This is a genomic window from Azospirillum fermentarium, assembly GCF_025961205.1.
Classification (GTDB): domain Bacteria; phylum Pseudomonadota; class Alphaproteobacteria; order Azospirillales; family Azospirillaceae; genus Azospirillum; species Azospirillum fermentarium.
The window spans coordinates 3,124,174-3,137,023 of sequence record NZ_JAOQNH010000001.1 but is presented as its reverse complement, the minus strand read 5'-3'; the positions used below and the strand labels follow the sequence as shown (position 1 = coordinate 3,137,023).

General features: G+C 68.5%; 15 protein-coding genes. 5 read left to right on the top strand and 10 right to left on the bottom strand.

Features of this window, described 5'->3' with window-relative positions; genetic code table 11:
• Positions 1-105 precede the first annotated feature (105 nt).
• From yidC to M2352_RS14635, 7 genes are all read right to left on the bottom strand, one after another.
• The gene (gene yidC / locus M2352_RS14665) at positions 106-1,821 is read right to left on the bottom strand and encodes a membrane protein insertase YidC (RefSeq protein ID WP_264665217.1); all 1,716 of its coding nucleotides are present in this window, start codon (positions 1,819-1,821) and stop codon (positions 106-108) included.
• Positions 1,822-1,883: 62 nt separating this feature from the next.
• The gene (gene yidD, locus M2352_RS14660; RefSeq protein WP_264665216.1) at positions 1,884-2,177 is read right to left on the bottom strand and encodes a membrane protein insertion efficiency factor YidD; all 294 of its coding nucleotides are present in this window, start codon (positions 2,175-2,177) and stop codon (positions 1,884-1,886) included.
• Positions 2,174-2,668 carry a ribonuclease P protein component gene (gene rnpA / locus M2352_RS14655; protein WP_264665215.1) on the bottom strand — a complete coding sequence of 165 codons (495 nt, stop codon included), beginning with the start codon at positions 2,666-2,668 and terminating at the stop codon, positions 2,174-2,176. Before rnpA ends, yidD begins: the two co-directional genes overlap by 4 nt.
• A gap of 5 nt (positions 2,669-2,673) precedes the next feature.
• Complete coding sequence (rpmH, locus tag M2352_RS14650) at positions 2,674-2,808, bottom strand: 50S ribosomal protein L34 (protein WP_264665214.1); 135 nt, start codon at positions 2,806-2,808, stop codon at positions 2,674-2,676.
• Positions 2,809-3,006: 198 nt separating this feature from the next.
• Positions 3,007-3,510: a DUF4167 domain-containing protein gene (locus M2352_RS14645; RefSeq protein WP_264665213.1), complete on the bottom strand. Its 504-nt coding sequence runs from the start codon at positions 3,508-3,510 to the stop codon at positions 3,007-3,009.
• 281 nt (positions 3,511-3,791) lie between these two features.
• Positions 3,792-4,649, bottom strand: coding sequence for a peptide chain release factor N(5)-glutamine methyltransferase (gene prmC / locus M2352_RS14640; RefSeq protein WP_264665212.1), 858 nt, complete (start codon positions 4,647-4,649; stop codon positions 3,792-3,794).
• Positions 4,650-4,651: 2 nt separating this feature from the next.
• A complete protein-coding gene (locus tag M2352_RS14635; protein WP_264665211.1) occupies positions 4,652-6,040 on the bottom strand; it encodes a sigma-54-dependent transcriptional regulator in 1,389 nt (462 codons plus the stop codon).
• Positions 6,041-6,318: 278 nt separating this feature from the next.
• On the opposite strand from M2352_RS14635, the gene coaBC reads away from it, so the two are divergent.
• From coaBC to cysK, 4 genes are all read left to right on the top strand, one after another.
• The gene (coaBC, locus tag M2352_RS14630; RefSeq protein ID WP_264665210.1) at positions 6,319-7,566 is read left to right on the top strand and encodes a bifunctional phosphopantothenoylcysteine decarboxylase/phosphopantothenate--cysteine ligase CoaBC; all 1,248 of its coding nucleotides are present in this window, start codon (positions 6,319-6,321) and stop codon (positions 7,564-7,566) included.
• Entirely contained in the window at positions 7,563-8,012 is a 450-nt protein-coding gene (dut, locus tag M2352_RS14625) for a dUTP diphosphatase (protein WP_264665209.1), read from the top strand. The genes coaBC and dut overlap by 4 nt, the downstream gene beginning before the upstream one ends.
• 18 nt (positions 8,013-8,030) lie before the next feature.
• Positions 8,031-8,486 carry an RrF2 family transcriptional regulator gene (locus tag M2352_RS14620; RefSeq protein ID WP_264665208.1) on the top strand — a complete coding sequence of 152 codons (456 nt, stop codon included), beginning with the start codon at positions 8,031-8,033 and terminating at the stop codon, positions 8,484-8,486.
• Between the two features lie 75 nt (positions 8,487-8,561).
• Positions 8,562-9,521 (top strand): cysteine synthase A, encoded by a 960-nt coding sequence (cysK, locus tag M2352_RS14615; RefSeq protein ID WP_264665207.1) that lies wholly within the window; start codon positions 8,562-8,564, stop codon positions 9,519-9,521.
• Between the two features lie 65 nt (positions 9,522-9,586).
• Here cysK and M2352_RS14610 read toward each other — a convergent pair whose 3' ends face one another.
• Entirely contained in the window at positions 9,587-10,294 is a 708-nt protein-coding gene (locus M2352_RS14610; RefSeq protein ID WP_264665206.1) for a sensor histidine kinase, read from the bottom strand.
• A gap of 236 nt (positions 10,295-10,530) precedes the next feature.
• Between M2352_RS14610 and M2352_RS14605 the strand changes: the two genes are divergently transcribed.
• Complete coding sequence (locus M2352_RS14605) at positions 10,531-11,544, top strand: esterase-like activity of phytase family protein (protein WP_264665205.1); 1,014 nt, start codon at positions 10,531-10,533, stop codon at positions 11,542-11,544.
• A 12-nt stretch (positions 11,545-11,556) separates the two neighbouring features.
• On the opposite strand, the gene M2352_RS14600 is transcribed toward M2352_RS14605, so the two are convergent.
• Together M2352_RS14600 and M2352_RS14595 are read right to left on the bottom strand one after the other, a co-directional pair.
• Entirely contained in the window at positions 11,557-11,679 is a 123-nt protein-coding gene (locus M2352_RS14600; protein WP_264665204.1) for a hypothetical protein, read from the bottom strand.
• A 93-nt stretch (positions 11,680-11,772) separates the two neighbouring features.
• On the bottom strand, positions 11,773-12,798 hold the full coding sequence (locus M2352_RS14595; RefSeq protein WP_264665203.1) for a pentapeptide repeat-containing protein: 1,026 nt from the start codon (positions 12,796-12,798) through the stop codon (positions 11,773-11,775).
• Positions 12,799-12,850: the final 52 nt, after the last annotated feature.

Below are 12,850 nucleotides of genomic sequence, written 5' to 3'. Positions count from 1 at the left end.
GGGACATCCTGACAACAAAACAGCACGAACAGCGAAAGGGCCCCGCCGCGGTCAGCGGCGGAGCCCCCCGAAAGAAGCACGAAACCAGGGATCAGGCCAGCAGGATCAGGCCAGCGGCGCCTTCACCCCGTCCTGGCGCATGATGAACCACTGCTGCGCCACCGACAGCAGGTTGTTCCACGCCCAGTAGATCACCAGACCGGCGGGGAAGCTGGCCAGCATGAAGGTGAAGACGACGGGCAGGAACATGAACACCTTCTGCTGCACCGGATCGGGCGGCGCCGGGTTCAGCTTCTGCTGCAGCCACATGGTCACGCCCATGATCAGCGGCCACGCGCCCAGCATCAGCATGGCCGGCGGGTGCCACGGGATCAGGCCGAACAGGTTGAAGATGGTGGTCGGATCGGGGGCGGACAGGTCATGGATCCAGCCGAAGAACGGCGCATGCCGCATTTCGATGGTGACGAACAGCACCTTGTACAGCGCGAAGAACACCGGGATCTGGATCAGGATGGGCAGGCAGCCCGACACCGGGTTGACCTTTTCCCGCTTGTACAGGCCCATCAGTTCCTGGTTCATGCGGGCCTGATCGTCGGCGTACTTCTGCCGCAGCTCCTGCATCTTGGGCTGCAGCTTCTTCATCTTGCTCATCGCGTGATACGACTTGTTGGCAAGCGGGAAGAAGGCGGCCTTCACCACCACGGTGAACAGCAGGATGGCGATGCCGAAGTTGCCGAACAGGGTGCCCAGGAAATCCAGCGCATAGAAGAACGGCTTGGTCAGGAAATAGAACCAGCCGAAGTCGATGGCGAGGTCGAAGCTGGAGATGCCCAGCTTTTCCTTATAGGCATCCAGCAGCTTCACCTGCTTGGCGCCGGCGAACAGGCGGGCGGTGTTTTCCGCCACCGCACCCGGCTCCACCGTCTTGGCCGCACCCATCAGGTCCACCTGATAGCGGTCCTGGTTGTTGCGCTGGTTGTAGACGAAGCGGGCGGTGACCTGCTCCGTCTGGTCCGGGACCAGCGAGACCAGCCAGTACTTGTCGGTGATGCCGATCCAGCCGCCGGTCGAGGTCTTGGTGATGGTCGGGGTCTTCTTCAGGCTGTCGTACTTCTCTTCCGTCAGCTTGCCGTCGAAGACGCCCAGCGGGCCTTCATGCAGGATGTAATAGCCCGAGGTGTGGGGCGTGCCGTGGCGCGACACCAGCGAATAGGGCAGCAGCGACACCGGCTTGGATGTCGTGTTGCGCACCTTCTGGGTCACGGTGAACATGAAGTCCCGGTCCACCGCGAAGGTCTTTTCGAACACCAGGCCCTGGCCGTTGTCCCAGGTCAGGGTGACCGGGGTGTCGGGGGTCAGGGTGGCGCCCGCCGGGGCCGACCACGGCGTGTCCTGGCCGGGGGCCGGGATCGAGCGGTCCTCGGGCACCCAGCCGAATTCGGCGTAATAGCCGTCGTTGGACGCCGACGGGGCCAGCAGCACGATTTCCGGGCTGTCCTTGTCCGTGGTCTGGCGGTAGGCGGCCAGGGTCAGGTCGTCGATTCGCCCGCCGGCCAGATTGATCGAGCCGTGCAGCGACGGGGTGTTGATCCGCACCCGCGCCCCGGCCTGTTCGGCCAGGATCTGCGCGCGGTCCTTGGGCGCTTCCGGCACGGCGGGGCCGCCGGGAATGGCCGCCGGGCCGCCGGGCACCGCCGCCGTCTGCTGCTGCGCCGGATCGGCGGGCGGCGGCTTGTGCGCCGGGGCAAGGAAATACTGGAACCCCAGCAGGATGGCGATCGACAGCACGATAGCCAGGAGGAGATTGCGTTGTTCGGTCATGGCTTCCCGAGAGTGTCCGTCCAGCCTGTTGGCCCGGGGCGGCGTGGCCGCCACCCCGGTCTTTAGTGATCGCAATGCGCCGGGCCGCAACAGGAACGGTTGCCGTGGCCCGCCTTTGGTTCCGGCTGCCCCTGGGGGTCCGGCACCGGGTCATATCCCGCCCCGCCCCATGGGTGGCAGCGCCCCAGCCGGCGGATGGTCAGCCAGCCTCCGCGCAGCGCGCCGTGCTTGGCCAGCGCTTCCAGCGCATAGGTGGAGCAGGTCGGAAGATAGCGGCAGTGATGCCCCACGAAGGGGGAGAATGTCCAGCGATAGAGATGGACAAACGCACGAAGCCCATGAGCCAGGGGACTCATGGGCCATGCTCCGCCGCAGCGCCGGCCGATGCCGGCGCGTTTTCCGGTGATGATGGGGTATCGGGCGTATCGCGGACGGGGGTTTCCCGCACCGGAATGGCCGCTCCGCCGTCACGCTCACGCCACAGGCCCAGCCGCTTCAGCGCCGCCGTCAGGTCGGCGATCAGGTCGGCCCAGGGCCGCACGGCGGTTTCCTGGCGCGCGATCAGCACCAGATCATGGCCGGGACGGGCGTGGAAAGGAAGAATAAGCCGTGCCGCTTCGCGCAGGCGGCGGCGTGCCCGGTTGCGCACGACCGCGTTGCCCACTTTGCGGCTGGCGGTGAGGCCGAGACGAATCACCGGCCCGCCGGGTGGCGGGGCCTGCCGTTCATCATGTCGGCGCACCTGCAGGATAAGACCGGGAGCGACGTGTTTGCGGCGCGTCCCGGCCACGGCCAGAAACTCCGGCCGTCGCTTCAGGCGCCCGACCCGTGGGCTGGGCGCCGTCATCGCGGTCAGGCGCAGAGAACCTTGCGGCCCTGGGCGCGGCGACGGGCCAGAATCTTACGGCCGCCGACGGTGGCCATACGGGCGCGGAAGCCGTGCCGGCGCTTGCGGACGAGCTTGCTCGGCTGGAACGTGCGTTTCACGACACAATACTCCGTAACATCAGATCACAGGAAAAACGAGCCACGCTCTATAAAGAGGACCACCGTCCAAGTCAACGCCCGGCAGCGGTCCCGGCCCATAAAACTGCGGATAATGGCCGTTCGATGGGGGGCTCGTGATGTCTTGCCCTCTCCCTCCCTCCGGCAGGGAGAGGGAGAGGGCGCGGAATCACCCGCGACTCAGGCGCTGACCGCCGTCCGTTCGGACCCGGCGTCGCCGCCGTCCTCGCTCTCGGGGCCGGAGTCGTCCTCCTCGCCCGGGGCCTGGGAGGGCTGCTGCGCGTTGTAGCCAGGGTTGCCGCCGCCACCGCCGCCAGGATTGCCGCCGCGGTTTTCGCGCTGCCGGCTTTCGGCTTCCTGGATCTGGGTGATGATGCGGAAATAATGCTCGGCGTGCTGCAGGTAATTCTCGGCCATCACCCGATCACCCGACGACGCGGCGTCACGGGCAAGGGCCTGATACTTTTCGTGGACCTGCCACGCGTTGCCGCGAATGCGCACGTCGGGGCCGTTGCTGTCGAACGTCTGATGGCGCATCGGGACGTTCTGGCGGCGTCCGGCGTTGTTGTTCCCGCCGCCACCGCCACCGCCACCACCACCGTTGCCGCCGCCACCGCCGCCGCCACCGCCGTTGTTCCCACCGCCACGGTTGCGCGAACGCCTGTTGTTCGGTCCTTGTCTCATCCGGGTCTAGAGGCCCCATGCAAGAGATATGCATCGCCCTCGCGCGCTCGGGTGGCAGGATCGGCCACCTGGCCCGCCGCAGCGCCAGGGCTGCGGGTCGGTTGCGGGGAGTCAAAATGGCGTGTTCCGGTTTCCATTCCGGCGGAGTGCCCATACGGGACCACCCCCTTGGAAACACCGCGGCAGGCATACCGCCCGCTCGCCCGTGGATCTTCGCCTTTCCGCACCCTAACGGCTTGAACGTCCCAATCCAACCGTTTTTTGGGGAATCCCCCTCTTTGTCAGCGTTTGCGCACGCACACGCAGCGCGCCACGCCGCCAAGGTCGCGGTGGATCCCCGCCAGGTCCAGCCCGGCGGCGGTCATCAGGGCGGCGACGTCGCCGTCCTGGCCCGCCCCCACCTCGAACGCCGCCAGCCCGCCGGGCACCAGCAGCCCCGGCACCTGACCCGCCAGAATGCGGTAGGGATCCAACCCGTCGGCCCCGCCGTCCAGCGCGCGCAGGGGGTCGTGCAGCCGCACCTCCGGCTCCAGCCCGGCGATGGTGGCGGTGGGGATGTAGGGCGGATTGGACACCACCCGGTCGAACCGTTCGGCCAGCCCCTCGGCCCAGCAGCCGGTCTGAAACCGGGCACGGGCCGACAGGCCGTTGCGGGCAGCGTTGGCCGTGGCCGCCGCCACCGCACCCGCGCTGATGTCGATGCCGAGCCCGGTGGCCGCCGGCAGTTCCGCCAGCAGCGCCAGCAGGATGCAGCCGCTGCCCGTGCCCAGATCCAGGATGCGCAGCGGCACGTTCCGGTCGGGCAGGCTGTTCAGCACCGCCTCCACCACCGTTTCGGTGTCGGGGCGGGGGTCCAGCGTGTCGGGGGCCAGGGTGAAATCCAGGGTCCAGAAGCCGCGCTCGCCGATGATGCGCGACACCGGTTCCCGCCCCGCGCGCCGGTCCACCAGCGCGAGCGCCCGGGCGGCGGCGTCTTCGGCCACCGGATCGTCGGCACGGGCCAGCAGCGCGCTGCGGTCCAGCCCCAGGGCGTGTTCCAGCAGCAGCCGGGCGTCCAGGCCCGGCGTGTCCACCCCGGCGGCGGCCAGCCGCTCCTCCGCCATCCGGCGGAGAGCGCGCACGGTGACGGGGGCGCTCATGGTCAGAGCTTGCCTTCCGCCTGCCAGGTCAGGCGCTTGCGGTAGATGGTGGAGGCGCTGATCTCCAGCAATGCGGCGGCGCGGGGGATGTTGCCGTCGCACGCCTCGATCGCTTCCTCGATGGTATCCTTTTCCACCTGCCACAGCGGCTTGATGGGCCGGGGGCCGGATGGCGCGGCGGCGGCGGCGGCCGGCGGGGGCTGGGGCGTGCGCGCCTGCCGGCCCAAGGGCGGGGGCAGCATCTCGGGCACCACGCTGTCGCCGTCGTGCAGCACCACCACGTTGCGGATCACGTTCTGCACCTGCCGCACGTTGCCCGGCCAGTGATAGGTGCGCAGAATGTGTTCGGCTTCCGCATCGAAGCGGCGGAAGCCCTTGCCCTCTTCGGCGGCATAGTCGCGCAGGTAGCCGCGGGCGATTTCCAGCACGTCATCCTCCCGCTCCCGCAGCGGCGGCAGGTGGATGGGGATGACGTGCAGGCGGTAATAGAGATCCTCGCGGAAGCGGCCTTCCTCCACCTCCTTCAGCGGGTCGCGGTTGGTGGCGCAGATGATGCGCAGATCCACCTTTTCCAGACGGTTGCCGCCCACGGGGGTGAAGGTGCCGGTCTGGATGAACCGCAGCAGCTTGGTCTGGAGGTTCGGCTCCATCTCGCAGATTTCGTCCAGGAACAGCGTGCCGCTGTCGGCGCGGGCCGCCGCACCCTCGCGGTCCGACACCGCCCCGGTGAAGGCGCCCTTCATATGGCCGAAGATCTCGCTTTCCATGAGATCCTTGGGGATGGCGCCGCAATTGATGGCGACGAAGGGCCGCTCGCGCCGGGGGCTCTGCCGGTGGATGGCCTCGGCGCAGACCTCCTTGCCCGTGCCCGATTCGCCGGTGATGAAGACGGTGGCCTTGCTGGACGCAGCGCTGTCCACGATGCGGTACACCGCCTGCATCGTCAGCGACGAGCCGATGAAGCCGTGGTAGCGGTCGCGGCCCAGGTCGCGCTGGTAGGTATCGACGATCTGCGCCAGCCGCAACCGCTCCATGGCGTTGCGCACGGTGATGGTCAGGCGTTCGGCCGTGAACGGCTTGACCAGGAAATCATAGGCGCCGTAGCGCATCGCCTCCACCGCCACGCTGACCGACCCGTGGGCGGTGATGACCACCACCGCGCAGGGCAGCCCCTGGGCCGCGATGTGTTTCAACACATCCATTCCGTGCATGTCGGGAAGCTGGAGGTCGAGGAGCACGACCCGTGGCGCCCCGTCGTCCACAGCCGCCAGCGCGGCCGCGCCGGTATCGACCGAAACGACCGTGAACGCTTCTTTCTTCAGATATTCGACGTAGACACGGGCAAGCGAAGGCGTGTCTTCGACGAGCAGGATGGAGGTGGCGGCAACCATGACACCCAAACTAGCGAAGCATTGAAGATAAATCGACCGATTTCCGACGCTACAACCGCGGCACGAGATATGCCAGGGATGATTCCCTCATGCCTCGCCCACCGGCCATGCGCGGGCCGGCGCCGGCGGCCGGGACGGGCGGGCCGGCTGATTTCGCGAGTCCACCTTGTGTCTTGCGCCGCTCTTGTCGCGCGCCGTGTGATGGAATATTTGAATTCCACACCAAAAACTGTCAAACCCATGGGCAGGTTGGTTCCATTCCCCGGTCGAGGTGCGTTTTGTCCAACTCCGTTCCGCTGGCCGGCAAGCGGATCTTGCTGGTCATCGCCGGCGGCATCGCCGCCTACAAGTCGCTGGACCTCATCCGCCGCCTGAAGGAGCGGGGGGCGTCGGTGCGCGCCATCCTGACCGAGGCCGGCGCGCGGTTCGTCACGCCCCTGTCGGTGCAGGCGCTGACCGGCGACACCGTGTACCAGGATCTGTGGTCGCTGACCGATGAATCCTCCATGGGGCACATCCAGTTGTCCCGCGACGCCGATCTGGTGGTGGTGGCCCCGGCCACCGCCGACCTGATGGCGCGCATGGCCGCCGGCATGGCCAATGATCTGGCCGCCACCGCCCTGCTGGCCACCGACAAGCCGGTGCTGATGGCGCCGGCCATGAACGTGCGCATGTGGCTGCACCCGGCGACCCAGGACAATCTGGCGCGGCTGGAGGCCCGCGGCGTGCGCCGCGTCGGCCCCAACGACGGCGACATGGCGTGCGGCGAATACGGCCCCGGCCGCATGGCCGAACCCCTTGAGATCGTTGACGCCATCATCGGCGTCTTCACGGAGCGGGCGGGGCCGCGGCCCCTGGCCGGGCGCCGGGCGCTGGTCACCAGCGGCCCCACCGTAGAAGCCATCGACCCCGTGCGCTACATCGCCAACCGCTCGTCGGGCAAGCAGGGGCACGCCATCGCCGCGGCCCTGGCCCGGCTGGGGGCGGCTGTGACGCTGGTCACCGGGCCGGTGCGGCTGCCCGATCCGCCCGGCTGCACCACCGTCGCCATCGAATCGGCGCAGCAGATGCTGGATGCCTGCCGTGCCGCCCTGCCGGCGGACGTGGCGGTGTGCGCCGCCGCGGTCGCCGACTGGCGGGTCAAGGGGGCGGCGGGCCACAAGCTCAAGAAGGACGGCGGCGGCCCCCCGGTGCTGGAGCTGGAGGAAAACCCCGACATCCTGGCCACCCTGTCCAGGGCGGAGAGCCGCCCGGCGCTGGTGGTGGGCTTCGCCGCCGAAACCCGCGACGTGGCCGCCTATGCCCGTGCCAAGCGGCTGCGCAAGGGCTGCGACTGGATCGTCGCCAATGACGTCGGTCTTGGAACCCAGACCTTCGGCGGCGATGCCAACACGGTTCACGTCATCCGTGCGGACGCCGAGGAATCCTGGCCCACCATGAGCAAGGACGCGGTGGCGGAGCGGCTGGCCCGCGCCATCGCGGATCATTTCACACAAAACGAATCCACTCAGGGAGACACCCGATGAGCGCCGTGACGGTGGCGGTCCGCCGCCTGCCCCATGGGGCGGACCTGCCGTTGCCCGAATACGCCACCCCCGATTCGGCGGGGCTGGACCTGTCGGCGGCGGTGGACGCCCCCCTCACCATCGAACCCGGTGCCCGCGCGCTGGTGCCCACCGGCATCGCCGTCGCCCTGCCGCCGGGGTTCGAGGCGCAGGTGCGCCCCCGCTCGGGCCTGGCGCTCAAGCACGGCGTCACGGTGCTGAACGCCCCCGGCACCATCGACGCCGATTACCGCGGCGAGGTGGGGGTGATCCTGATCAACCACGGCGCCCAGCCCGTCACCGTCGAACGGGGCCAGCGCATCGCCCAGATGGTCATCGCGCGCTACGAGCGCGCCGTCTGGGCCGAGACCGATACCCTGGACGCCAGCGCCCGCGGCTCGGGCGGCTTCGGGTCCACGGGACGCTAAGGGGGGAAGCGGAAAACGATGCTGCGTATTTCAAAGAAGCTGATGTTCGCCATCGAAGCGGTGCTGGACATCGCCTACAACGCCGGCACCGAGCCGGTGCAGTCGGGCGAGATCACCCGCCGCCAGGGCATCCCCAAGCGTTATCTGGAACAGGTGCTCCAGCAGCTCGTGCGTGAAGGCATCCTGGCCGGCGTGCGCGGCCCCCGTGGCGGCTACCGTCTGGCGCGCGAACGCCGCCGGATCAACCTGGGCGAAATCGTCCGTGTGGTGCGGGCCATGGAAACCGCGACCGATCCCGTGGAGGAACCCGCCGGTTCCGTGCTGGGCCATCTGGTGGTGCGCCCGGTGTGGACCGACCTGCAGGCCGAATGCATGGCCAAGCTCGATTCCATCACCATCGAGGATCTATGCATGCGCGCCCGCGCCGCCGGTGTGGAAAGCGAAACCGAGGAACGCATCGATTTTAGCATTTGATTCCCCTGATACGCCGGGTAAACTCGGCGCCAAGGTGTGAAATGTCTTAAATCACGTGTCGTGGGAGTAAAAAGAATGGCTGGGTCAGAGTTTCGCGGACGGATCTATGACAGCATCGTCGATACCATCGGCGCCACCCCGCTGGTGCGGCTGAAGCGTCTGGCGGACGAGGCGGGGTCGAAGGCCCAGATCGTCGGCAAGCTGGAATTCTTCAACCCGCTGGCCAGCGTCAAGGACCGCATCGGCCGCGCCATGATCGAGGCTGCGGAAGCGGAGGGCAAGATCGCCCCCGGCCGCACCACCCTGGTGGAGCCGACCTCGGGCAACACCGGCATCGCTCTGGCCTTCGTCGCCGCGGCCAAGGGCTACAAGCTGATCCTGACCATGCCGGAAAGCATGTCGGTGGAACGGCGCAAGATGCTGAAGCTCCTGGGGGCGGAGCTGGTGCTGACCCCGGCGGCGGAGGGCATGAAGGGCGCCATCCGCAAGGCGGAGGAGCTGTCCGCGTCCGGGTCCGACACCTACATGCTTCAGCAGTTCAAGAATCAGGCGAACCCGGAAATCCACCGCAAGACCACGGCGGAGGAAATCTGGAACGACACCGCCGGGGCGGTTGACATCCTCATTTCCGGCGTGGGCACCGGCGGCACCCTGACCGGCGTGTCGGAGGTGCTGAAGGCCCGCAAGCCGTCGTTCAAGGCCATCGCGGTGGAACCGGAAGACAGCCCCGTGCTGTCGGGCGGCATGCCGGGACCGCACAAGATCCAGGGCATCGGCGCCGGCTTCGTGCCCGAAACCCTGAACACCGGCATCATCGACGAGGTGGTGCGCATCTCCAACCAGCGCGCGTTCGAGACCGCCCGCAAGGCCGCCCGCCTGGACGCCTTCCCGGTCGGCATCTCCTCCGGTGCGGCCATCGCCGCGGCGCTGGAAGTGGGGGCCCGGCCTGAGAACGAGGGCAAGCTGATCGTGGTGATCCTGCCCAGCTTCGCCGAACGCTACCTGTCCACCGCCCTGTTCGAAGGGCTGGAATAAGGCATACGGCACAGGCGATGCCGGTGGGAAAGGGGGGCTTCGGCCTCCCTTTTCCATGCCCGGTGCTACAGCGGAAAGCTGACGGCGGCGGTGGTGCCGCGGGAATCGGTTTCGGTCACCAGCGTGTCGCCGAGCTGGGCGGCCAGCGCCTCGGCCAGCATCAGCCCGTCGTCCACGGTGGTGTCGAACCCGGCGGGCAGGGGGCGGCCGTTGTCCTCCACCATCAGCCGGCCGCGCTGGCCGCTGCTGCGGGCGATGGACACCTGGATCCACCCCTGGTCGGGAAAGGCGTGGTGCAGGCTGTTGGACACCAGCTCGGCCGCGATCAGGCCCAGCGGCATGGCCTCGTACAGCCCTACCTCCATGGCTTCGGCGGTGACGGTGATGGGGATGGTGGACAGGCCGCCGGGGGTGCCGGCCTTCACCGTCTCGCACAGGGCCTCCACATAGCGGCCCAGCGCCACGTGGGTGCCCGATCCCGTCTCGTGAAGCTGGCGGTAGAGGATGGCCAGCGCTTCGATCCGCACCAGGGTCTGCTCATAGGCCGCGCGGGCGTCGGGGTCGCGGATCCGCCCGGCCTGCAGCTTCAGCAGGCTGAGCACGAGCTGAAGGCTGTTCTTGGCCCGGTGTTGCAGTTCCCGCAGTTCGCTTTCCAGCTCCTGGATGCGGGCCAGGTGGGGATCGCCGGGGGAAGGATCGCCCGCCGTCCCGCCGCCGCCGGGAGGCCGGTCGGGAGGAAGGAGCAGGGCGCGTATCCGTACAGGCTTCGGCATGGGCACCATGGGGGCGGCGTTGGGTTCTGGAACGGAACCGGCTGGAGCGGGTTGCGGACGCATGCGGCGCCGCGGAGCCCTGAGTATTTAGGGAATTTTGGCCGCCGCCGGGGAAAATCAAAGGGTGTACTTCCGTTCGCATAGGGGTAAAGGGAAGGGGGCCGGTCTTTCCGCAAGCCTTGGTCCGGCCTTATCGCCTATTGATTTTTTATGGTGGCTGGGGGGAAACAGCGGGGATGCGTGACGACCGCGGGGGTTTGGGGCGCTGGATGACCACCCTGGTGGCGCTGGGGATGTCGGTGGCCTGTGCCGCCGACACGGCCCGCCGCCCGCCGCCATCCTCCGTCCGTCCGGTGGTGCCGGACCGGGTGGCCCCGGCCCAGGCCGGGGAGCCGGTGCGTCTGGGCCGGCTGACCTATCAGGGCGGCATCGAGATTCATGGGGGGGCCATCGGCGGGCTGTCGGGCCTGTCGGTGTTCGACGGCGGCCAGCGCTTTGCCGCGGTCAGCGACCATGGGTTCGTGGTGCGGGGGGCATTGACCTATGACGCCGGCGGCTGGCTGGCAGGCGCGTCCAGCCTGACCGCCCGCCGGCTGCCCGGCACCCAGGACAAGACGCTGATCAGCCCCGGCGATTCCGAAGACATCCTGCGCCTGCCCGACGGCGGCTGGCTGGTTTCGTTCGAAGGCACCCCGCGGGTGTGGCGCTATCCCCCGGCGATCGGGGAATCCGGCACCCTGCCGGTTCCGGTGCCGGTTCCGGCCGACACCGCCACCTCGCCCCCCAACGGCGGGCTGGAGGCCATGGCCCTGTTTCCCGACGGCCGCTTCCTGCTGCTGGAGGAGGGGGAGGACGACGGGGTACCCGAACGGCGCGGCTGGCTGGCGCCGTCGCTGCCGGCCACGGCGGACGGCTGGCAACGGGTGACCTACCGCGCCCGGCCCCATTACCGTCCGACCTCGGCGGCGGCCTTGCCGGATGGCGGCCTTCTGGTGCTGGAGCGGTATTTTTCCCTGCTGGGCGGCTGGGGGTCGCGGCTGGTGCGGGTGCCCGCCGCCGCCGTGCGCCCCGGCGCCGTGCTGGAGGGGGAGGAGGTGGCCCGGATCGGCCCGCCCCTGCCGCTGGACAATTACGAAGGGCTGTCGGTGCGCACCGGCCCCGACGGGCGGCTTTTGGTCTACCTCGTCTCCGACGACAATTTCAGCCCGCTGCAGCGGACCCTGCTGCTGATGTTCAGCCTCGACCCGTAAGCGGGGCCGCGGTCACAGCCGGGCGGACGGGGTGGCGTAGCGCTGGGCGCTGGAATGGTCCGCCGTGGTCAGCACCGCGGCGGCACCGGCGGCGATCAGGATGGCGGCGGCAAAGCCGAGGAGCATCGCCTTCATGGGCGTGGGGCCTTTCCTTATGGAAAAACAGGGGCGTGTCCCAACCATACCCGCCCGGCCCGCCGCCGCCAAGGGCGGGCTCGGCGATGCGGCTCAGCACCCGTTGCGGATGGCGGGGTTGCTCTTCAGGGCTGCGGGGAAATGGGCCATGTCATCGGAACAGGCGCCGTCGAACACCGCCTTGTCGATGTCGATGGCGCCGGTGAAATCGGCGCGCGTCAGGGTGGCGCCGTCGAAGCGGGCGCCGGCCAGCCGGGCGTTGGTGAAGATGGCCCCCGACAGGCGGGCTCCGCTGAACTGGGCCCGTTCCAGATTGGCGCTGAAGAAGTTGGCGGCGTAGGAATAGCGCTCCCACGTCCAGCCGGGCCGCTGGGGAATGCCGCTGTTCCAGGGCCCGCCCGTGCCGCTGGTCTGATAGGCCACCCAATCGTCGAAGACGGCGCCGTCGAACCGGGTGCCCGAAAAATCGCCGTAGCGGAAATCGGTGGCCGGCAGCATGGATCCGTAGAACAGCGCCTTGGCGTAGCCGTTCATGCCGCGGAACGTGGCGCCCTTCAGCATCAGATGGCTCAGGTCCGGGGTGTGATGGGGCGGGTCATAGGCCAGATGGCGCCAGCCCAGCACGTTGATGGCGGTCTGCGGCCCCATGGTGATGCCGGCAACGGGCGTGACGCTGTGGAAATCCACGTCGGTGGGCAGGGGAACCTGGGCATGGAGGTAGGTGCGCATCACCTCGGTCATGATGCGGTGGATGTCCTCGTCCTCCGCGGCCATCAGGCCGACGGAATAGAGCATCGACACCACCTCGGCGGGGTTGGCGTGGAAGATGTCGCGGGTGTAGCCGTTCAGCCGCGCGATGTAGTCGCTGCGGGTCTTGCGGGCCTCGTTCTCGATCCGCAGCTTCTCTTTCTCCGAGTCGTCGTAGACGTTGTAGAGAAAGGCGGCGACGGCGCCGATGGCGGCGAAGGTGGCCGAAATGATGGCGCGGTTGCGGTCTTCGCTGTCCGACCGTTTTTCCGGGGTGGGAATGCTCTTGGACAAATAGCGCGGCAGGAAAACATAGGCGGCGGCATAGACGGTCCCCGCCGCCGCCCCCAATCCGGCCAGAATTTCAATCATCGGACACGATCCCGAACGTCAATCACGGCGGACGGTAATAAAGTCCGCTGTA